The following is a 20,384-nucleotide window of genomic DNA, read 5'->3' as shown; positions in this document are numbered from 1 at the left end:
ATGCTCGGCACCGCACTCGGACCTCACTCCACGGGGCAGACCACTGTGACCTCCCTCGCCGTCGCCAACCCGGGCAGCCTGATCCAGTCCGTGGACTGGGTGGCGATCGCGCCCCCGCTGATCGCCGCCGCGGCCGCCCTCGCCGTACTGGTCACCGACCTCTTCCTGCCCGCGCGGCACAAGAAGTGGCTGGGCCGGCTCACCGCCGCCGGACTCGCCCTCGCGCTCATCTCGCTCCTCCCGCTCACCGGGGGATCACCCCGGGCCACGTTCTGTGCGCAGAACGTAACAGGAGCCACTGACAACGCCGGCTGCTCCTACGTCGCCGACCACTTCGCGCTGGTCTTCCAGCTGCTTGCGCTCGGCGGCGCGCTGATCGCCGCGCTGCTGTCCGCGCACACCGTGGAGGACGAGAAGCTGCCCGGCGGCGAGTACTGGTTCCTGCTGCTCTCCAGCGCCACCGGTGCCGCCCTGCTGCCCGCCTCCCGCGACCTCGCCACCCTGGTGATCGCCCTGGAGGTCGCCTCGCTGCCCGCCTTCGCCCTGGTCGCGCTGCGCCGGGACGGCCGGGGTGCCGAGGCCGCGCTGAAGTTCTTCGTCTCCTCCGTCACCGCGACCGCCGTGATGCTGCTCGGCGTCGGCTTCGTCTACGCGGCGAGCGGCAGCCTGCACCTGGGCGCCGTCGCCACCGGCCTGGAGCAGGCGCCCGCGCAGCTGAAGCCGCTGGCCGAGGCGGGCGCCGTGCTCACCCTGGTCGGCTTCGCCTTCAAGGTCGCCGCCGTCCCGTTCCACTTCTGGGTCCCGGACACCTACACCGGCGCCCCGCTGCCGGTGGCCGGCTACCTCTCGGTGGTCGGCAAGGCGGCCGGTCTGGCCGGTCTGGCGCTGGCCACCACGATCGCCTTCCGCCCCTACGCCCACACCTGGGGCCTGACGCTCGCGGTGCTGGCCGCCGTCACCATGACGGTCGGCAACGTGGGCGCGCTGCGCCAGCGCTTCGACACCCGTCACAGCGCGGTCCGGCTGCTCGCCTGGTCCTCGGTGGGTCAGGCCGGCTACCTGCTGGTGCCGCTGGCCGCGGCCGGCTACGCGCCCACCGTGACCGACCCGCTGGGCGCCACCGCCGCGTACGCGCTGATCTACGGCGTGGTCAACCTCGGCGCCTTCGGCGTGGTGGCGGCGGTCGGCCGCAGGGCCGGGACCAGCGTGGACGACTTCCGCGGTCTGTTCGCCCGCAACCGCTGGACGGCACTGGCGCTGGCCTTCTTCCTGCTCTGCCTGGCCGGACTGCCCCCGGGCGTGATCGGCCTGTTCGGCAAGGTGGTAGTGTTCCGCGCCGCCGTCGACGCCGGGCTGGGCTGGCTGGCCGTGGTGATGGCCGTCAATGTGGTCGTCGCCCTGTACTACTACCTGCTCTGGACCGCCCGGCTGTTCGCCCCGGCGGAGGGGGCCGCGGCCGGGACCCCAGCCCCCGAGCGGCGCCTGCCGGTGTCGCTGACCGCCACCCTCGGGCTCACCGCCTCGGCGGCCGTGGTGCTCTCGGTGGCCCCGCAACTGGTGCTCCAGGTGGTGGGCGGCTCGCTGTTCTGACCCCCCTCCCGCCCCCCGCCCCGGACGTGTGCCGAGGTGGCGGGCGGTGCGGGTGCGTCACCCGGTCGGGTGTCGCGCTGGTCACAAGGGAACAAGGCCCCCGGCCCCGCCCGTTGAGCGGGCAGGAGGGACGAGGCAGAAAGGGCTTCCCCACGCACCATTGGAGGGCCGGCCGTGCACCGCCCGCACAACGGACTGAGGACCGCCGCCCTACTCGGCGGCCTCTCGGCGCTGATCCTGGTGATCGGCAGCTTCTTCGGCCGCACGGGCTTCGTGATCGCCCTGCTGGTCGCCCTCGGCACCAACGCCTACGCCTACTGGAACAGCGACAAGCTCGCGCTGCGCGCCATGCGCGCCCGCCCGGTGAGCGAGATCGAGGCACCGCAGCTCTACCGGATCGTCCGCGAGCTCTCCACCGCGGCCCGCCAGCCGATGCCCCGGCTCTACATCTCGCCGACCCCGGCCCCGAACGCCTTCGCCACCGGCCGCAACCCGCGCAACGCCGCGGTCTGCTGTACCGACGGCATCCTGCAGCTGCTCGACGAGCGGGAGCTGCGCGGCGTCCTGGGCCACGAGCTGAGCCACGTCTACAACCGCGACATCCTGATCTCCTCGGTGGCGGGGGCGCTCGCCTCGGTGGTGATGTTCCTGGTCAACTTCGCCTGGCTGATCCCGTTCGGCCGCAGCGAGGACGACGACGGCCCCGGCCTGTTCGGGATGCTCGCGATCATGATCCTCGGCCCGGTCGCCGCCTCGCTGATCCAGCTGGCCGTCAGCCGCTCCCGCGAGTACCAGGCCGACGCCGACGGCGCCCGGATCACCGGCGACCCGCTCGCCCTGGCGAGCGCGCTGCGCAAGCTGGACGCCGGCACCCGGCAGCTGCCGCTGCCGCCGGAGCCGCAGATCCAGACCGCCAGCCACATGATGATCGCCAGCCCGTTCCGGCCGGGCGAGGCCGGTACGAAGCTCTTCTCCACCCATCCGCCGATGGCGGAGCGGATCGCCCGGCTGGAGCGGATGGCCGGCTACCGGGGTTAGGCCCCGCCCCTGGGACCGCGGGGCCCGTCGTCAGCCCGCGACCTCCTCGAAGGCCAGTCGCAGGCGGTGCACGCCCTCCGCCACCTGGGCGGAGCTCTCCGCGGCCGCGTAGCTCAGCCGCAGGTGCGGGGCCGGCGGCTCGGCGGCGTGGTACGGGCGGCCCGGGGTCACCTGGACGCCGGCCCGCAGGGCGGCCTCGGTGAGGGCGCCGTCGTCGACGCCGTCCGGGAGCCGCAGCCACAGGTGGTAGCCCCCGGGCCGGTAGTCGCCGAGCAGGCCCGGCAGCTCGCGGTGCAGGGCGGTGACGGCGGCGGTGCGGCGGTTGCGCAGCTCGCTGCCGAGGGTGCGCAGATGGCGGGCCCAGCCGGGGTCGGCGACCAGCTCCAGCGTCGCCTCCTGCAGTGGCCTGGGCACGAAGAAGGTGTCCACCACCTGGGTCGCCCGCAGCCGGGCGAGCGCCGGCCCGCGCGCGGTGAGCGCGCCGACCCGCAGGTTGGGCGAGGCGGCCTTGGTCAGCGAGCGCAGGTGCACCACCACCCCGTCGCGGTCCTCGGCGGCGAGCGGGCGCGGCAGCGCGGGGGCGTCCGCGTGGACCAGCAGCCGGGAGAAGTCGTCCTCGACCACGAACGCGCCCGCCGCCCGGGCGATCCGCAGTACCTCGCCCCGGCGCTCGGGGGAGAGCACCGCGCCGGTCGGGTTCTGGAACAGCGGCTGGCAGACGAAGACCCGTGCCCGGGTGGCCGCGAAGGCGTCCGCCAGCAGGTCGGTGCGCACCCCGTCGGCGTCCACCGGCACCGGGACGGGCCGCAGCCCGGCCGCCCGGACGACCGCCAGGATCCCCGAGTACGTCGGCGACTCCACCAGGACCGGCGCGCCGGGCGCGGCGAGCGAGCGCATCGCCACGGTGAGGCCGCCCTGCCCGCCGGAGGTGATCAGCACGTCCCCGGTGGCGATCGGCCCGCCGGGGCCGCCGATGTCGCGGGCGAACCAGCCGCGCAGCTCGGTGAGGCCGTCGGTGGGCGGGCGTTCCCAGGCGCCCGGCCGCCGCCCGGCCCGGCCGAGGGCGGCGGCGAGCAGACGCTCGGGCAGCAGCGAGGCGTGCGGGTAGCCGCTGTTGAGGTCGACGACGTCGGGCGGCGGCACGCGCAGGGTGGCGAACACCGGGGCGGCCAGCAGATCGCGCGGGCCGCTGTCGGTGCTGAGCGCGATCTCCTGCCAGGAGAGGTCGCCGGGACGGGCGGCGGCGGGCGTTCCGATGCCCGGACCGCCCGCGAAGGCCGCCGCCCGGAACACGCCGGCGCCCGGGCGGGAGACCACCAGGCCCTCGGCGGCCAGCACGGCGATGGCGCGCGACACCGTTCCCGGGCTGACCTGGTGGCGTTCCATCAGCGCCCGGCTCGACGGCAGCTTCCGTCCTTCAGGGTAGCGCTCGACCTCGCGACGCAGGCTGTCGGCAAGTTCGGCCACACTGCTACGCTCGTTCATGAGAGCACAAGATAGCGCTACCCCCTCTCCGGCGGTAGCGGTACGACCCGCCACGGCGCCCGCCGCCTCGGGGGGCCCGGGCGCCGCACTGGCCGCCCTGGGCGTCCTCTCCTTCTCCTTCAGCTTCCCCGCCACCGCCTGGGCGCTGACCGGCTTCGGCCCCTGGACGGCCACCGGGCTGCGCGGCGCGCTGGCCGGCCTGCTCGCCGCGCTCTGCCTCGCCGCCGCCCGCGTCCCGCTGCCCGAGCGCCGCCACTGGCCCGGTCTGCTGGTGGTCTCGGCCGGCTGCGTGCTCGGCTTCCCGCTGCTCAGCACGCTGGCCCTGCGCACCTCCACGACCGCGCACTCGGCCGTCGTCATCGGTCTGCTGCCGTTGGCCACCGCCGCCGTCGCGGCCCTGCGCTCCCGCCGCGACGGCCGCCGCCCGTCCCGGCTGTTCTGGGGCGCGGCGCTGGCCGGGGCGGTCGCGGTGCTCGGGTTCACGCTGCTGCGGAGCCACGGGCGGCCCGGCCTCGCCGAGCTCTACCTGTTCGCGGCGCTGCTGGTCTGCGCGGCCGGGTACGCGGAGGGCGGGCGGATCTCCCGGGAGCTGCCCGGCTGGCAGGTGATCGGCTGGGCGGTGGTCGCCGCGCTGCCGGTGACCGCGCTGACCGCGGCCGTGGCGCTGGCTTCCGAGCCGCTGCCGTCCGGTGGCCCCGGGGCGAAGGCGGTGGCCGGGCTGCTGTACACGGCCGCGGTCTCGCAGTTCGGCGGGTTCGTGGTCTGGTACCGGGGGATGGCGCTGATCGGGGTCCCGCGGGCGAGTCAGCTCCAGCTGGCCCAGCCGCTGGTCACGCTCGTCTGGTCGGTGCTGCTGCTCGGCGAGGAGCTGCCGGCCGCCGCCCCGGTGACGGCGGTGGTGGTGCTGCTCTGCATCGCGCTCACCCAGCGGGACCGGGCCTGACGCGGCGCCTCCGTACGCGGCGCCGCCCGGTCCCGTACGCGGTACGGGGCCGGACGGCGACGGCGGGGATCAGTGGCCGGCCTCCCTGGGCCGGTAGACGCAGAGGGCCCAGATGATGAAGACGTCCAGCGCGATCGCCACGATCGACCAGCCCGGGTAGTACGGCATCGACAGGAACGCGTCGATGGCGCTCACCGCGGTGAGGACGATACCGGCGTACCGCGCCCAGGCGGCGCCCTTGAGGAGGAAGGCGCCGACCAGCGCGACCAGCGCGCCGACGACGATGTGGATCCAGCCCCAGCCGGTGAGGTCGAAGCGGAAGACGTAGCGGTTGGTGGTCAGGAAGACCTCGTCCTCGTGGACCGCCATGATGCCCCGCAGCACCTCCATGACGCCGTTGATCAGCATCAGGACACCCGCGAACACCACGAAGCCGGGCGCCCACTCGCGGAAGCGGTGGTGCGAGGGAGGCGGTGGCGGCTGGCCGGTGCCGTGGCGCCAGGGCGGGGGCTGGTCCACCCGGGGCTGGTCCACCCCGGGCTGGTCCACCCGGGGCTGTTCCGGGGGCGGTTGGCCGGGCGGCGGGGGCGACGTGCTGCTCATGGGTTCCTCCAGGACCGGACGCCGGGGCCGGACAGGCACTCCCGGACAGGTGTGCGGAGAGACGTGCGGACTTCGACCGTCCGATCCCGGCCGGGGCCGGGCAACCGGGCCGCGCCTGTTCGGGTGACCGCCCGCTGTTCGGGTGAGCCGCCGCGCGCGCCCCCGCGTGCCCCCGTCCGCCGCGCCCGTCGGGCCGGTACAGGTGGTCCGACCCCTGCCCCGGACCCGGAAGGCGCAGCGCGTGACTTTCCTGCCACAGGACACCGTGGAGCAGCCGCCCCCGTACCCGTCACGCCCGACCTGGTCGCAACGCCGCCGCGCCGCCCGCCGTCGGCGGGGCGGGGCCCTGGTCGGCTGGCTCACCACCACCGACCACAAGCGGATCGGCACCCTCTACATCACCACCTCCTTCGTGTTCTTCCTGTTCGGAGGGCTGATGGCGATGCTGATGCGGATCGAGCTGGCCCGCCCCGGGCTGCAACTGCTCTCCAGCGAGCAGTTCAACCAGCTCTTCACCATGCACGGCACGATCATGCTGCTGATGTTCGCGACCCCGCTGTTCGCCGGCTTCGCCAACTGGATCATGCCGCTGCAGCTCGGCGCCCCCGACGTCGCCTTCCCCCGGCTGAACGCGCTCGCCTACTGGCTGTACCTGTTCGGCTCGCTGATCGTCGTCTTCGGCTTCCTCACCCCGGACGGCGCGGCCGACTTCGGCTGGTTCGCCTACGCGCCGCTGAACGGCCCGGACCACTCGCCGGGCCTCGGCGCCGACCTGTGGATCATGGGCCTGGCCCTCTCCGGCTTCGGCACCATCATGGGCTCGGTCAACTTCATCACCACGATCGTCTGCTTCCGGGCTCCCGGGATGACGCTCTTCCGGATGCCGATCTTCGTCTGGAACATCCTGCTGACCGCCGTCCTGGTGCTCTTCGCCTTCCCGGTGCTGGCGGCCGCGCTGCTCTGCCTGGAGTCGGACCGCCGCTTCGGCTCGCACGTCTTCGACGCGGCCAACGGCGGGGCGCTGCTCTGGCAGCACCTGTTCTGGTTCTTCGGGCACCCGGAGGTCTACATCATCGCGCTGCCGTTCTTCGGCATCGTCACCGAGATCATCCCGGTGTTCAGCCGCAAGCCGATCTTCGGTTACACCGGCCTGATCGGCGCGACCATCGGCATCACGGGCCTGTCGATCACCGTCTGGGCGCACCACATGTTCGTCACGGGGCAGGTGCTGCTGCCGTTCTTCTCGATCATGACGATGATGATCGCGGTGCCCACCGGGGTGAAGTTCTTCAACTGGATCGGCACCATGTGGCGGGGCTCGCTCAGCTTCGAGACGCCGATGCTGTGGGCCGTCGGCTTCCTGGTCACCTTCCTGTTCGGCGGCCTCACCGGGGTGCTGCTCGCCGCGCCGCCGATCGACTTCCACGTCTCCGACTCGTACTTCGTCGTCGCGCACTTCCACTACGTGGTGTTCGGGACGGTGGTCTTCGCGATGTTCGCCGGCTTCCACTTCTGGTGGCCCAAGTTCACCGGCCGGATGCTCGACGAGCGGCTGGGCCGGATCCACTTCTGGACCCTCTTCGTCGGCTTCCACACCACCTTCCTCGTCCAGCACTGGCTCGGCGCCGAGGGCATGCCCCGCCGCTACGCCGACTACCTCGCCTCGGACGGCTTCACCACGCTCAACACCGTCTCCAGCATCGGCTCGTTCCTGCTCGGGATCTCCACCCTGCCGTTCCTCTACAACGTCTGGCACACCGCCCGGTACGGGCGGCGGGTCACCGTCGACGACCCGTGGGGCTACGGCCGCTCCCTGGAGTGGGCCACCTCCTGCCCGCCGCCCCGGCACAACTTCGTCACGCTGCCCAGGGTCCGGTCCGAGTCGCCCGCCTTCGACCTCCACCACCCCGAGATCACCGAGATCGACCGGCGGCAGAACGCCCGCGAACCACACGTCTGATTCCGGGTCCTTTACCTTCTCGTTAGGATGACCGGCATGGCAGAGGACACCAACGCCCAGCTGGCCGGCGACCCGCGGGCCCGGCGGCGCGGCCAGGGCGAACTGGAGGCGCAGGTGCTGGCCGTGCTCCAGCGGGCGCCCGTCCCCGTCACCGCGGGCTGGGTCCAGGAACGCCTCGACGGCGACCTCGCCTACACCACCGTGATGACCATCCTCTCCCGGCTGCACGCCAAGGACGCCGTCACCCGCACTCGCTCCGGCCGCTCCTACCTCTGGCAGGCCTCCTCGGACGCGGCCGGCCTCGCCGCCCTGCGGATGCGCCGCGTCCTCGACGGCGAACCCGACCGGGACGCCGTGCTCGCCAGCTTCGTGACCGCGCTCCTCCCGCACGACGAGGAGCTGCTGCGCACCCTGCTCGACGGCGCCTGCGCCCCGGCCGCCGACCGCGAAGGCTGACCCCCTCACCGTGGGCGTCTTCGTCTTCCTTCCCCTCTTCCTGCCGCTGACGGCGCTGCCCATCGCCCGCCTCACCGAGCAGCACCTCCACCCGCGCGGCGCCGCCCGGCTGCTCACCGCGATCAGCATCGTGATGGCCCTGTGCAGCGCGGTCTGCCTGGCGCTGATCGGCGTCGTCGGCACCGCGCAGATCCCCGGCAACCCGCTGCCCGACAGCTGGTCCGACCCCGAGGTCCGGGCCGCTCTGCCGTACCACGAGACCGTCGGCACGGCGGCGCTGCTCGCCCTCGGCGCCGTCCTGTTCGCGGTCGGCCGCACCCTCGTCCGCCACCTGCGGATCCGTGCCCGCGCCCGGCGCGCCCTCGGCCGCGCGCTGCCCGGCTCGTCCGACGTCGTCCTGCTGCCCGACCCGGCCCCGTACGCCTACGCGCTCCCCGGCTCGTTGCGCTCGCCCGGCCGGGTCGTCGTCTCCACCGGCATGCTGGCCGGCCTCGCCGAGGACGAGCGCGCCGCTCTGCTCGCCCACGAACGCGCCCACCTCACCCACCGGCACCACCGCCACCTGCTGGCCACCCAGCTCGCGGGCTGCGTCAACCCGTTCCTGCGCCCGCTGGAGCGCGCCGTCGCCTACAGCGCGGAGCGCTGGGCGGACGAGGAGTCCGCGCAGGCCGTCGGCGACCGGCGGGTCACCGCCCGCGCGGTCGCCCGCGCCGCGCTCGCCTCCCACCGCCCGCCCGCCGCCTACGCGGCCTTCCCCGCCTTCGCCGCCCCGGGCCCCGTCCCCCGCCGCGTCGCCGCCCTCCTCGGCCCCGTCCCCACCACCCGCAACTGGCCCCCCGCCCACACCCCCGCCGGCCTCGCCGCCCTCGTCGCCGCCCTCGGCACCGCCGCCTCCGCCCTCTCCGCCCTCAACGCCGCCGTGGCCCTCCTCCTCGTCCTCAAGGCCGTCACGCCGCTCTGACTCCCGCTGCTTCCTCCGTTCAGCGGAAGGCCCTCCTCCGTAAGGATGGGAGGGACCCGGAGCGGTCCCTGAACCCGGTCGCCCAGGGGAGTGGAAACGTGGACCGGCGGGAATCGGCTGGTCGTAGGGGTGAACCGTCGTACGTGAGAAGGTGCCAGGCATGAAGGTGATCGGGTTCGTACTGAATGTGCTCTGGCTGGTCTTCTGCGGGTTCTGGATGGCGATCGGTTATGTGGTCGCCGGCATCATCTGCTGCGTTCTGATCATCACCATCCCCTTCGGTATCGCGTCCTTCCGGCTGGCGGGGTTCGTGATCTGGCCGTTCGGGCGGACGGCCGTCGAGCGGCCGGATGCCGGGGCGCCGTCGTGCGTCGGGAATGTGATCTGGCTGATCTTCGCGGGGTGGTGGCTGGCGCTGATGCACCTGATCACCAGCATTCCGCTGTTCCTGTCGATCATCGGGATCCCGTTCGGGTGGGCGAACCTCAAGCTCATCCCGGTGTCGCTGACGCCGCTGGGGCGGGAGATCGTGCCGACGGACGAGCCGTGGGGCGGCCGGTAGGGGGAAGTGGAGAAGGGCCGACGGGTGTTCCCGTCGGCCCTTCGGCGTGCTCAGGCGGTGGCGAGGTCGGTCAGGGTGGTGCGGGCGGTGGTGAGGGAGGTGGTGGCGAGGTCGCGGTAGGGGGTGAGGGCGGGGATGTCGGCGGCGCGGGTGAGTTCGGCGTGGATGAAGCGGAGGTTGGCGTCCGGGATGCCGAGGTGTTCGGTGAACCAGGCGCGCAGGTACGGGGTCTGGAAGTCGAAGGGCTCGCGCGGGGTGCCGGGGCCGTAGCCGCCGCCGCGGGCGGTGACGACGATGACGCGGGTGGCGGTGAGGCGGCCGGTGTGGGCGCCGGGGAAGGTGATGCGGTCGATCCAGGCCTTGAGGGCGGCGGGGACCGTGAAGTTGTACATCGGGACGCCGAGGAGGAGCGTGTCGGCCGAGTGGAGCTCGGTGATCAGGGGGTGGGTGAGGGACCACTCCTGGTGCTCGGAAGGGGTCGTGGCGAAGGAAGCGACGTCGGTGAGGGGGACCGGGGCGCCCTGGCGCTCGACGCGCACGCCGAGGGAGGCGTAGCCGGCGCCGATGAGGGGCACCGGGTCGGCGGCGAGGTCGTGGTAGCGGTAGTGGGCGTCGGGGTGGCGGGCCCGCCAGGCGTGGGCGAAGCGGGCGGTCAGGCGGCGGCTGACGGAGTGGTCGGTCGGACTCGCGCTGGAGTCCAGGTGGAGCAGGGTGGGCATGAGGGGTCTCCCGGTCACCTTCGAGGGGTGGGCATCGTCAATCCCGTGACGCGGGTGCGGACGGAAAGGTGACCGATGGACGGGCGCGAGGAACTGGCGGTGCGGTTCGAGGCCGAGCGGGCGCGGCTGGGGGCGGTGGCGCGGCGGATGCTGGGGTCGACGGCGGAGGCGGAGGACGCCGTGCAGGAGGCCTGGTTGCGGCTGGAGCGGGTGGACGCGGCGGAGGTCGAGAACCTGCCGGGGTGGCTGACCACCGTCGTGTCGCGGATCTGCCTGGACGTGCTGCGGGCGCGGCGGACCGAGCCGGTGCTGGTCGAGCGGGTGGTGGACGGGCCCGAGGCGGAGGCCGAGCTGGTCGACGAGGTGGGCCGGGCGATGCTGGTCGTACTGGACCGGCTGGGCCCGGCCGAGCGGGTCGCGTTTGTGCTGCACGACGGGTTCGCGGTGCCGTTCGAGGAGATCGGACCGATCGTCGGGCGGAACACGGTGGCCGCCAAGAAGCTGGCGAGCCGGGCCAGGCAGCGGGTCAGGGGCGCCGGGGAGGAGCGGGGGACGGGGGACCGGGTGGTGGTGGAGGCGTTCCTGGCCGCCGCGCGCGGGGGTGACCTGGACGCCCTGCTCGCCGTGCTCGCGCCGGACGTGGTGCGCCGGGCCGACCCGGCCGCGCTGCCCGCCGGTGGCACCGCCGTGCTGCGCGGCGCCGGGGCGGTGGCCCGGGAGACCCGGGTGATCGGGCGGCGGGCGCGGTTCGGGGTGCCGGTGCTGGTGGACGGCGCGGTCGGGGCGGCGATCGCCCCGGACGGGCGGCTGCGGCTGCTGCTGCGGTTCACCGTCGCGGACGGCCGGGTGGCCGCCTTCGAGGTGGTCGCGGACCCGGCCCGGCTGGCCGCGGCGGACGTCACGCTCGCGGACGAGGCCCGCTAGCGCGGCTCGTCGGCGACCTGGACGATCATCTTGCCGGTGTTGGAGCCGCGGAGCATGCCGAGGAAGGCGTCCACGACGTTCTCGAAGCCCCGGACGACCGTCTCGTCCGAGGTGACGGCGCCGGACCGCAGGTGCGGGACGAGGAAGTCGTACAGCTCGGGGCGGGCGTCGAGGTGGTTGCGGACCAGGAAGCCCTCCAGCCGCAGGCTCTTGCCGACCACGTCGAACAGGTTGCGCGGCGCGGGCGGCGGCGACTGCAGGTGGTTGTACTGGGCGACTGCGCCGCACCAGGCGATCCGGCCGTGGTCGCGCAGCGCGCCGATGGCGGCCTCCAGGTGGTCGCCGCCGACGTTGTCGAGGTAGACGTGCAGGCCGTCCGGGGCGGCCTCGCGCAGGCGGTCGGCGAGCGGGGCGTCGTGGTGGTCGAAGGCGGCGTCGAAGCCGAGGCGCTCGGTGAGGTGGGCGACCTTGGCGGCGGATCCGGCGCTGCCGACGATCCGGCCGGCTCCGAGCAGGCGGGCGATCCGGCCGGCCGCGGTGCCGACGCCGCCCGCGGCCGCCGAGATGAAGATCGTCTCGTCGGCCCGCAGCCGGGCGATCCGGGTCAGGCCGACCCAGGCGGAGAGCCCGGTGCCGCCGAGGATGCCGAGGTGGGCGCTGAGCGGCACGCCCGCGAAGTCCGGCAGGACGGTGGCCTCGTCCGGGGTGACCACGGACAGGGTGCGCCAGGCCCGGCGGTGGTGGACCAGGGTGCCGACGGGCAGGGCGGGCGTCCGGGACTCCACGATCCGGCCCAGGGTGCGGCCCTCCAGCGGGGCGTGCAGCTGCCAGCCGCCGGACTCGTCCATCTCCTCGCGCATGTACGGGTCGACGGACTGGTGGATGTTCTCGACCAGTGCCTCACCGGCGGCCGGCGGCGGGACGGTCTCGTCGAGGAAGGCGAAGTTGTCGGGCGTGGGCTCGCCGGTGGGGCGGGAGACCAGGTGGACGACGCGGGCGGTGGGGCGGGACACGGGGGCTCCAGACGGTGTCGGGTGTCGGCGGACGGTGATGATCACCGTAGGGAGCGGGGCCCGGCCCGGGCAGGGGGCGGCGTCGATGGGTGGGGACGTTCCATGAAGGGGATCGATGGATCCGGTAGCGTCACCCGCATGACCGATCTCGCCCCGCACGAGCTGCGGGTTCTGGTCGCGGTGGCGGAGGAGCGGGGGTTCACGGCGGCCGCCGCGCGCCTGGACAGCAGTCAGTCCGCCGTCTCGCACGCCGTGCGCGCCTGCGAACGGAAGCTCGGCGCGGTGCTGTTCGAGCGCGGGCGCCACGGCGCGCGCCCCACCGAGGCGGGCGAGCGGGCCGTCGCGTACGCCCGGCGGGTCCTGCGGCTGTTGGCGGCGATGGGCCCGGAGGTCCGGGCGGCCGGGGCGGGGGACGCGGCCGGGGAGGTGACCGGCGTGCTGCGGATCGCCGCGTTCCGCAGCGTCGCCGCCCACCTGCTGCCGCCCGTCCTGGCCCGGCTGACCGCCCGTCACCCGGGGCTCACCCCACAGGTGCGGATCGTCCGCGAGCTCGGCCGGGGCACCGCCGGTGAGGTCGCCGACGGCCGGGCCGACCTGGGCCTCGCCACCCTCGACCCGGACGCGCCGCCGCCCGTCCCCGGTCTGGTCGCGGCCCGCCTGTTCGAGGAGACGTACGCGCTCGCGCACCCGGCCGGCCACCCGGCGCCGCGCGGGCTGCCGCTGGTCGACTGGGACGAGAACTGCGGCTCGTACACCCGGGACTGGTGGGACCGGCAGGACTGGATCCCGCCGTCGACCATCGACGTCGAGGACGACACGGTGGCCGTCTCCCTGGTGTCCCAGGGCCTGGGGATGGCGATCATGCCCCGGACGGCGCTGCTCGGCGCGCCCGCCGGGCTGGCGGTCACCGACCTCGGGCCGCGGCCGCCGAGCCGGTACGTCGGGTACGTGACCACGCCGGAGCTGGCGGGGACGGCCGCCGTCCGGGCGCTGATCCGGGAGCTGCGGGAGCTGCGCGCACAGGTGCTGCCGGAGGGCCTGGCGGCGGTCTGACGCGGGAAGCGGCGGCGGCCTCAGCGCGCGGCGGCGGTGACCGGCCGGGAGCGCAGCGCCCAGGCGGCGGCCGGGGCGGCGCACCCGGCGGCGAGCAGCAGCGCGCCGCCGGCCACCACGGCGACCGGACACCAGGGGAGAACGAGCGGCGCGGGCACCCGGAGCACCGCCAGCGCGGCGTACATCGAGCCGAGCTGGACGGCCGTGACCGCGCAGCCGAGCACCGCGCCGACCGCCGTCACCAGCACCGATTCGGCCGTCACCAGGCGCACCACCTGGGCGCGGGTCGCTCCGGCCAGGCGGAGCAGGGCGAGTTCGCGGCGGCGGTCGGCGGTGGCCATGAGCAGGGTGCCGGCGAGCGCGATGCCGGTGTAGACGAGGGCCAGTCCGAGCACCAGGGCGATCCGCAGCCAGGCCGTCCCGGTGGGTGCCCCGGCGGTGAGCCACTCCTCCCGGGTCAGCACGGTGGCGCCGTACGGCCGGGCGGCGGCGCGCACATCGGCGACCCGGGCGGTCACCCGGCCGCCGTCGGCGCCGCCGGTGGCGAAGGAGGAGAACCGGACCTCGATGCGGTCGACGCGGGCGCCCGGGGCGTTGGCGGCGGTCACGTACAGGCCGTTGTCGCCGAGCCCGTCGCGCAGCACGGCGGCCACCCGCAGGGTCGTCCGGCTGCCGTCGGTGCGCACCACCGGGACGCGCTCGCCGACACGCGTGCGCCCCCACTCGGCGGGCAGCACCAGCGAGCCGTCGTCGAGCGCGGCCGTCGAGCCGGCCAGCAGCGGCAGTCGGGCGAGGGCGGCCAGACCCGCCGGGTCGGCGGTCATCCGGGCCTCGGCGCGGACGGTCACCCCGTCCGGCTCGACCAGGCCGAGCGCGGTCGGCGCGGTGGCGGAGAGCGCGGCCACGCCCCGGACGGCGCGCAGCGCGCCGAGCAGCGCGTCCCCGGACCCGGGCGCCGGTACGACGACCAGGTCGGCGGCGGTGCGGGCCCGCGTCTCGGCGGCGCGGGCGGCGGCCACCGTGTCCAGCGCGCCCGCCAGCGAACCGGTCAGCGCGACCGAGACCAGCACCGGTGCGGCGACCGCGCCCGTCCGGCGGACCGCCGCGGCGGCGCCGGCGGGCACCAGACGGCCCGCGAAGCCGGTGAGCCGCAGGGGCACGACGCGGCCCAGGAGGCGGACCAGCGGCGGGGCGAGCAGCGGTGAGAGCAGGCCGACCGCCGAGATCAGCCACATCGGCTGGGTGGTGTACGTCTTGCGGTGCAGCAGGTCGACCGGGTCGGTGGCGAGCGCGGTGCCGGCCAGGACGGCGGCGGTGAGCAGCAGCCCGAGCCCGGTGAGCAGGCGGCCCGCGGTCAGCACGCCGGTGTCGAGGTCGGCCGTGCGCAGGGCGTCCAGCGGTCCGACCCGCCCGGCCCGGCGGGCGGCGACGGCGACACCGGCGAGGGCGACCAGCAGACCGGTGCCGAACGCGGCGGGCAGCGGCCAGCCGGCGGGGGCGAGGGTGAAGCCGGGCGGGGCCATCCCGACGTCGGACAGCCACCGGACGAACGCGGGCGCACCGAGCCGGCCGAGCAGACAGCCCGCGGCGGAGGCGGCCGCGCCGAGCAGCAGCGCCTCGGCGAGCACGGAACGGCGGACCTGCGCGCGGGTGGCGCCGGCGAGGCGGAGCAGGCCGAGTTCGTGGCGGCGCCGGGCGACGGCGTAGGAGTAGGTGGAGGCGACGACGAACGCCGAGACGAACGCGCTCACCCCGCCCGCCGTGCCGAGCGCGGCGACCAGCGAGACCAGCTCCTCCCCGCCGGGGGCACCCGCGGCGGAGGCGAGACCGAGCAGCATGACGGCGGTCATCGCGACGCCGAGCGCGAGCGCGACGAAGGCGCCGAGCAGCGAGACCTGGCGGGCCTTCAGTGATGTGAGCGCGATCCGCAGCATTCCCATGGCCACCAGCGAACCGCCGGGGCGAGGGTCGGCGCAGCAGGCCGGGGGCCACTCCGGAAGGTAGGGCAGGCCCTACCGCCGGGCCGCCGCCGCGACCCTAGGCTGGCCGGGACGGGGGAGGGGCGCGATGGACGACGGCGGCTGGTGGGGTCCGGTGCTGCGGCCGGGGTTCCTGCGCTCGGCGGCCCCGTGGCGGGCGGCCGGGTACCTGCTGGTGACCGGGCTGACCGGGCTGGTGCTCTGTGCGGGGCTGCTGCTGTCGGTGGCGGCCGGCGGGGCGCTCGCGATGCTGCTGGTCGGGCTGCCGCTGCTGGCCGCGCTCGCCCTGGTCGGACTGCCGGTCGCGGCCTGGGAGCGGCGGCTGGCCCGGTTCCTGGACGGCGGACGGGTGCCGGACCCGCACCGCGTCCCCGACCGCCCCGGCCTCGCCGCCTGGCTGCGGCTGCGCTACCGCGAGCGGGTGACCTGGCGGGAGCTGGGCTTCACCGCGCTCGCCGCGTTCGTGCTCTGGCCGGTCGACCTGGCCGTGGCCGGCTGCGCGCTGGCCGTCCCCGGTTACCTGCTGGCCGCCCTCCCGCTGCTCCTGCTGGACGGCGAGCAGGTCAACGTCCTCAAGCTCTGGGAGGTCCACTCGCCGTGGACGGCGGCCCTGTGCGGGCTGGCCGGCCTCGTCCTGCTGCCGCTGGCCGGCTACCCGCCGGCGCTGGTGGCGGCCGCCCGGGCGGGACTGGTCCGGCTGCTGCTCGGGCCGGACCGGCAGGAGCGGCGGATCGGTGAACTCGTGCGCTCCCGGGCCCGGTTGGTGGACGCCTTCGAGGCGGAGCGGCGCCGGATCGAGCGCGATCTGCACGACGGCGCCCAACAGCGCCTGGTGGCCCTGCGGATGACGCTCGGTCTGGCCCGGCTGGACGTGCCGCCGGACGGGCCGCTGGCCGCCCGGCTCGCCGAAGCGCACCGCGAGGCGGGCGACGTGCTGGCCGGGCTGCGGGAGTTGATCAACGGCATCCACCCCCAGGTGCTCACCGACCGCGGTCTGCCGGAGGCCTGCGCGGACGCCGCCGACCACTCGCCGGTCCCGGTCACCACCCGCTTCGCGCTGCCCGCCCGGCTCCCGGCACCGGTCGAGTCGGCCGGCTACTTCGCCGTCACCGAGGCCCTCGCGAATGTCGCCAAGCACAGCGGCGCGAGCGCGGCGAGCGTCGAAGGCCGGTACGCGGACGGGCGGTTGACGATCGAGGTGACCGACGACGGCCGCGGCGGCGCCGACCCGGGGCGCGGCACCGGGCTGACCGGGCTGGCCGACCGGGTCGCGGTCGTGGACGGCAAACTGACGGTCAGCAGTCCGCCCGGCGGACCGACCCTGGTGCGGGTGGAGATCCCCTGCGCCCCGGCCGACGGAGGAGCCCCCCGATGAACCCGTGGACCGCCCCGGCGGACCAGCAGGCCGCCCCGACGGACCCGCGGACCGCCCCGGCGAACCTGAGGATCGTGCTCGCCGAGGACGGCGTGCTGCTCCGCGAGGGGCTGGTCGGCCTGCTGGCCCGGTTCGGGCACCGGGTGGTGGCCGCCGTCGGCGACGCCGGGGCACTGCGGGCGGCGGCCGAGGAGCACGAGCCGGACCTCGTCGTCACCGACGTCCGGATGCCGCCGGGCCAGACCGACGAGGGGCTGCGCACGGCCGTCGCCCTGCGCGAGCGGCGCCCGGGCCTGCCGGTCCTCGTGCTCAGCCAGTACGTGCAGCGCTCGTACGCGGCGGAGCTGCTGGACTCCGGGGACGGCTCCGGCGTCGGCTACCTGCTGAAGGACCGGATCGGCCAGATCGAGGAGTTCACGGCGGCGGTCGCCGAGGTGGCGGCCGGCGGGACGGTGGTCGACCCGGAGGTGGTCCGCCAGTTGCTGCGCCGCCGCCGGGACCCGCTGGAGCGGCTGACCCCGCGCGAGCGCGAGGTGCTGGCGCTGATGGCCGAGGGCCGGTCGAACGCGGCGATCTGCCGGGAGCTGGTGGTGTCGGAGGCGGCGGTGGGCAAGCACATCGGCAACATCCTGATGAAGCTGGACCTGCCCCCGGCCGAGCAGACGCACCGCCGGGTGCTGGCGGTGCTGGAGTTCCTCCGTGCTTAGTCGCCGACCGCCGCGCGGAGCCCGGCGAACTCCGCCGCCAGCGCGTCAAGGGTGTAGTGGGCGTTGAGGCCGCTGGGGTTGGGCAGCACCCAGACCTCGGTGTCCCCGACGGTCTGCTCCTGGCGCCCGGTCGACGCCGTGCGCCGGCCGAAGGCCGTGCGGTAGGCGCCGATGCCGAGCACCGCCAGCACCCGGGGGCGCAGCCGCAGCACCCGTTCGGTGAGGGCGGCGCCGCCCGCGCGCAGCTCGTCGGCGGTCAGCTCGTCGGCCTTGGCCGTGGCGCGCGGGGCGACGTTGGTGATGCCGAGGCCGAGGTCCAGCAGTTGCCGCTGCTCGTCCGGGCGGAACTGGCGGGGCGTGAAGCCGGAGCGGTGCAGGGCGGGCCAGAACCGGTTGCCCGGGCGCGCGAAGTGATGGCCGGTGGCCCCGGACCAGAGCCCGGGGTTGATGCCGCAGAACAGGACGCGCAGACCGGGGGCGGTGACGTCCTCGATCGTGGTGTCGCGGGCGGCGAGCAGCTGCTCGGCGGTCGGCCTGGGTGCCGTGGTCGGCTTCTCGGTCACCGGTCCAGTGTGCCGCCGGACGCCGTCGCCCCCGCGGTCACCCCCGCCTCCGGGGCCGTGGTCGCCGGGGCCCCGGCGACCACCGGGGCGGCCGTCGGCACGGCCACCGCCGCCGGGCTCGCCGCCAGCGACCTGGTCCGCCGCCGCTCCCGCAGCCACCGCACGCCGTACACCGCCGCCGCCGCGTACGCCCAGCCGACGAAGACGTCCACCAGGAAGTGCTCCGCGCCGTACACCAGCGCGAAGGTCATCGCCAGCGGGTACGCGACCAGCAGCACCCGCACCCACCGCGAGGCCGTCGGCCAGAAGAAGAACAGCAGCATCGCCGGGTACGCCGAGTGCAGCGAGGGCATCGCGGCGACGTCGTTGGCGAACTGGCTGCCGTTCTCGAACACCGAAGCGGCCCGCGGCAGCCCGCTCTCGGTGAGCACGTCCGAGACGACCCGGGTCAGTTCCGGCAGGTGGCCCTCCTGGGAGGACAGCCACGGCGGCACCGCCGGGTAGAGGATGTACGTCGCGAAGCCGGCGAAGGTCAGCACCAGGTAGCAGGTGAGCAGGTGCCGGAACCGGTCGTGCCGGCGGCGCCACAGCACCGCGAGGATCATGAAGACCGCGAAGAAGTGCGACATGTAGACGGTGACCGCCGCGTAGTCCCACCACTGCGGCGAGCTGGGCGTGTAGAGCCCGTGCTGGAGCCGGACGGTCAGCGTCTCGCCGAAGCCGATGATCTCGTCGGCGCGCTGCTGCGGCCACAGGTACGGGCCCCAGGGGGTGTGCGCGCCGTAGCCGCGCAGCAGCGAGTACGTCCAGACGACGGCCATCACCGGCACCCAGTCGCGCAGCACCAGCAGGAAGCCGCGCAGGCCGTGCCCGCTGTGCACACCGGCGGCCACCAGGGCGCCCATCAGCCACAGGAAGACCAGGTCATTGGTGTACGGCAGACCGTAGGTGCGCAGGTACCACAGCAGGGCGGCGAGGTAGAGCGGCCACGCCAGCAGCCGGAGCCGGGCCAGGGCGCCGGTGCGCGCGCCGGTCCGGGAGCCGGTCGCCGGACGCAGCCGCCCGGCGCTCGCGGGCGGGGTGGGCGGCGCCGGGCGGAGCATTCTGGTCATGCCGGTCGAAGCTAGCAAGGCATTCTTGGAGAACTCTCGGTGTGGACGGCGGTCCGTTCAGGAAGGGCTCAGAATTGCCCCGGCCGGCGCAGCGAACACGGGCCGGGGCGGTGCGGAGGGTGACTCAGGACACGATGCCCAGCTCGTGCGGGGTGTTGTTGAACCGCCGTCCGCCCTGTTCGGTGACGGTCACGATGTCCTCGATCCGCACCCCGAAGCGGCCCGGCAGGTAGATGCCCGGCTCGATCGAGAAGCACATGCCCGGCACCAGCGGCCGCTCCTCGCCCTCGACCAGGTAGGGCGGCTCGTGCGTGGTGATGCCGATGCCGTGGCCGGTGCGGTGGATGAAGTACTCGCCGTACCCGGCCTCGGTGATGACCCGTCGGGCGATCCGGTCGATCTCCTGGCAGCTCACCCCGGGCCGGACGGCCTCGAACGCGGTCTGCTGGGCCTGCCGGACGATGTCGTGGACCTTCTGCACCTCGGCCGGGACGTCGGTGCCGACGTGGACGGTGCGGGTGGTGTCCGAGCCGTAGCCGTCCTTGAGGCCGCCGAAGTCGAGCACGACGGTGTCGCCGGGCTCGATGACCCGGTCGCCGGCCTCGTGGTGCGGGTTGGCGCCGTTGGGACCGGAGCCGACCACGGTGAAGTCGACCTGGCTGTGGCCGTACTGGATGAGCAGGGCGGCGAGGTCGGCGGCGACGTCGGTCTCCCGGCGTCCGGCGAAGGAGACCTCCAGGATGCCCCGGTAGGCGGCGTCGGCGGCGCCACCGGCCGCGGCGAGGCGCTCCAGCTCGTCCGGTCCCTTGACCGCGCGCAGCATCGGCAGGGTCGCGGTGAGCGAGGTCCAGCCGATGCCCGGCAGGGCGGACTGGAGGCCGAGCAGGTGCATCGCCCAGGCGCTGTCGGAGATGCCGTAGCGGCCGGAGCCGTCGATCAGCGGGACGGCCGCGGCGTACGGGTCCTGGCCGTCGGTCCAGTCGACCAGCCGGACGGCGGGGGCGCCGACGGCCTTCTCGGCGTCGGGGCGTTCCAGGACGGGGACGATCAGCGCGGGCTCGCGTCCGGCGGTGAGGACGAGGGCGGTGAGCCGTTCGGTGATCGCGGTGGGCTGGTAGCCGGTCAGGTGGACGAGGTCGGGGCCGGGGGCGACGACCAGGCCGGACAGTCCGGCGTCCGTGGCGGCGGCGGTGGCCCGCTCCAGGCGGGCGCGGTAGTCCTCGGTGGTGAACGGTCGGGGCATGTCGGGGTCTCCTGGTGCGCGGGAGCTCGGCGGAGGCAAAGGCGGTGGCGGAGGCAATGGCGGCGGCGGTGGCGGAGGCGTTGGCCGGGTACGCGTCA

Annotated in this window: 19 protein-coding genes; 11 read left to right on the top strand and 8 right to left on the bottom strand. The window is 75.0% G+C overall.

The genetic code is table 11. From position 1 onward, the window contains the following. Together ACFVVU_RS21950 and htpX are read left to right on the top strand one after the other, a co-directional pair. Positions 1-1,590, top strand: a complete 1,590-nt coding sequence (locus ACFVVU_RS21950) for an NADH-quinone oxidoreductase subunit N (protein ID WP_387791638.1) — start codon at positions 1-3, stop codon at positions 1,588-1,590. A 174-nt stretch (positions 1,591-1,764) separates the two neighbouring features. After that, on the top strand, positions 1,765-2,628 hold the full coding sequence (gene htpX / locus ACFVVU_RS21945) for a zinc metalloprotease HtpX (protein WP_380683585.1): 864 nt from the start codon (positions 1,765-1,767) through the stop codon (positions 2,626-2,628). A gap of 30 nt (positions 2,629-2,658) precedes the next feature. On the opposite strand, the gene ACFVVU_RS21940 is transcribed toward htpX, so the two are convergent. Beyond that, complete coding sequence (locus tag ACFVVU_RS21940) at positions 2,659-4,113, bottom strand: PLP-dependent aminotransferase family protein (protein ID WP_387791636.1); 1,455 nt, start codon at positions 4,111-4,113, stop codon at positions 2,659-2,661. On the opposite strand from ACFVVU_RS21940, the gene ACFVVU_RS21935 reads away from it, so the two are divergent. Next, positions 4,112-5,056 carry a DMT family transporter gene (locus tag ACFVVU_RS21935; protein ID WP_387791634.1) on the top strand — a complete coding sequence of 315 codons (945 nt, stop codon included), beginning with the start codon at positions 4,112-4,114 and terminating at the stop codon, positions 5,054-5,056. The two genes, ACFVVU_RS21940 and ACFVVU_RS21935, sit on opposite strands and share 2 nt — an antisense overlap. A gap of 69 nt (positions 5,057-5,125) precedes the next feature. Here ACFVVU_RS21935 and ACFVVU_RS21930 read toward each other — a convergent pair whose 3' ends face one another. Then, the gene (locus ACFVVU_RS21930) at positions 5,126-5,659 is read right to left on the bottom strand and encodes a hypothetical protein (RefSeq protein WP_380683587.1); all 534 of its coding nucleotides are present in this window, start codon (positions 5,657-5,659) and stop codon (positions 5,126-5,128) included. Between the two features lie 346 nt (positions 5,660-6,005). Here ACFVVU_RS21930 and ctaD point away from each other — a divergent pair, with 346 nt between their 5' ends. The 4 genes from ctaD (at position 6,006) to ACFVVU_RS21910 (ending at position 9,598) form a co-directional block, all read left to right on the top strand. Next, positions 6,006-7,619, top strand: coding sequence for a cytochrome c oxidase subunit I (gene ctaD, locus ACFVVU_RS21925; RefSeq protein WP_387791700.1), 1,614 nt, complete (start codon positions 6,006-6,008; stop codon positions 7,617-7,619). Positions 7,620-7,655: 36 nt separating this feature from the next. Next, positions 7,656-8,075, top strand: coding sequence for a BlaI/MecI/CopY family transcriptional regulator (locus ACFVVU_RS21920; protein ID WP_380683588.1), 420 nt, complete (start codon positions 7,656-7,658; stop codon positions 8,073-8,075). 10 nt (positions 8,076-8,085) lie between these two features. Then, entirely contained in the window at positions 8,086-9,036 is a 951-nt protein-coding gene (locus tag ACFVVU_RS21915) for a M48 family metalloprotease (RefSeq protein WP_380683589.1), read from the top strand. Positions 9,037-9,196: 160 nt separating this feature from the next. After that, positions 9,197-9,598 (top strand): YccF domain-containing protein, encoded by a 402-nt coding sequence (locus tag ACFVVU_RS21910; protein ID WP_380683590.1) that lies wholly within the window; start codon positions 9,197-9,199, stop codon positions 9,596-9,598. A 50-nt stretch (positions 9,599-9,648) separates the two neighbouring features. Here ACFVVU_RS21910 and ACFVVU_RS21905 read toward each other — a convergent pair whose 3' ends face one another. Then, the gene (locus ACFVVU_RS21905; protein WP_387791631.1) at positions 9,649-10,317 is read right to left on the bottom strand and encodes an FMN-dependent NADH-azoreductase; all 669 of its coding nucleotides are present in this window, start codon (positions 10,315-10,317) and stop codon (positions 9,649-9,651) included. Between the two features lie 75 nt (positions 10,318-10,392). On the opposite strand from ACFVVU_RS21905, the gene ACFVVU_RS21900 reads away from it, so the two are divergent. Further along, on the top strand, positions 10,393-11,241 hold the full coding sequence (locus ACFVVU_RS21900; RefSeq protein WP_380682226.1) for a sigma-70 family RNA polymerase sigma factor: 849 nt from the start codon (positions 10,393-10,395) through the stop codon (positions 11,239-11,241). On the opposite strand, the gene ACFVVU_RS21895 is transcribed toward ACFVVU_RS21900, so the two are convergent. Further along, entirely contained in the window at positions 11,238-12,254 is a 1,017-nt protein-coding gene (locus ACFVVU_RS21895; protein WP_387791629.1) for an NADP-dependent oxidoreductase, read from the bottom strand. The two genes, ACFVVU_RS21900 and ACFVVU_RS21895, sit on opposite strands and share 4 nt — an antisense overlap. Before the next feature lie 138 nt (positions 12,255-12,392). Here ACFVVU_RS21895 and ACFVVU_RS21890 point away from each other — a divergent pair, with 138 nt between their 5' ends. Next, positions 12,393-13,307: a LysR family transcriptional regulator gene (locus tag ACFVVU_RS21890; protein ID WP_387791627.1), complete on the top strand. Its 915-nt coding sequence runs from the start codon at positions 12,393-12,395 to the stop codon at positions 13,305-13,307. Positions 13,308-13,327: 20 nt separating this feature from the next. On the opposite strand, the gene ACFVVU_RS21885 is transcribed toward ACFVVU_RS21890, so the two are convergent. Further along, positions 13,328-15,247, bottom strand: a complete 1,920-nt coding sequence (locus tag ACFVVU_RS21885; protein ID WP_387791625.1) for an FtsX-like permease family protein — start codon at positions 15,245-15,247, stop codon at positions 13,328-13,330. A 127-nt stretch (positions 15,248-15,374) separates the two neighbouring features. Between ACFVVU_RS21885 and ACFVVU_RS21880 the strand changes: the two genes are divergently transcribed. Next, positions 15,375-16,661, top strand: coding sequence for a sensor histidine kinase (locus ACFVVU_RS21880; RefSeq protein ID WP_387791623.1), 1,287 nt, complete (start codon positions 15,375-15,377; stop codon positions 16,659-16,661). Between the two features lie 74 nt (positions 16,662-16,735). Continuing rightward, positions 16,736-17,368, top strand: a complete 633-nt coding sequence (locus ACFVVU_RS21875) for a response regulator (RefSeq protein WP_380682243.1) — start codon at positions 16,736-16,738, stop codon at positions 17,366-17,368. Here ACFVVU_RS21875 and mug read toward each other — a convergent pair. The 3 genes from mug to ACFVVU_RS21860 form a co-directional block, all read right to left on the bottom strand. After that, on the bottom strand, positions 17,365-17,931 hold the full coding sequence (mug, locus tag ACFVVU_RS21870; protein ID WP_380682231.1) for a G/U mismatch-specific DNA glycosylase: 567 nt from the start codon (positions 17,929-17,931) through the stop codon (positions 17,365-17,367). The two genes, ACFVVU_RS21875 and mug, sit on opposite strands and share 4 nt — an antisense overlap. After that, positions 17,928-19,043: a phosphatase PAP2 family protein gene (locus ACFVVU_RS21865; protein WP_387791621.1), complete on the bottom strand. Its 1,116-nt coding sequence runs from the start codon at positions 19,041-19,043 to the stop codon at positions 17,928-17,930. Before ACFVVU_RS21865 ends, mug begins: the two co-directional genes overlap by 4 nt. A gap of 124 nt (positions 19,044-19,167) precedes the next feature. Continuing rightward, entirely contained in the window at positions 19,168-20,286 is a 1,119-nt protein-coding gene (locus ACFVVU_RS21860; RefSeq protein WP_387791620.1) for an aminopeptidase P family protein, read from the bottom strand. Positions 20,287-20,384: the final 98 nt, after the last annotated feature.

The sequence above is a fragment of the Kitasatospora sp. NPDC057965 genome, from assembly GCF_042887135.1.
Taxonomy (GTDB): domain Bacteria; phylum Actinomycetota; class Actinomycetes; order Streptomycetales; family Streptomycetaceae; genus Kitasatospora.
This window is presented reverse-complemented; position numbering and strand designations above follow the sequence as displayed.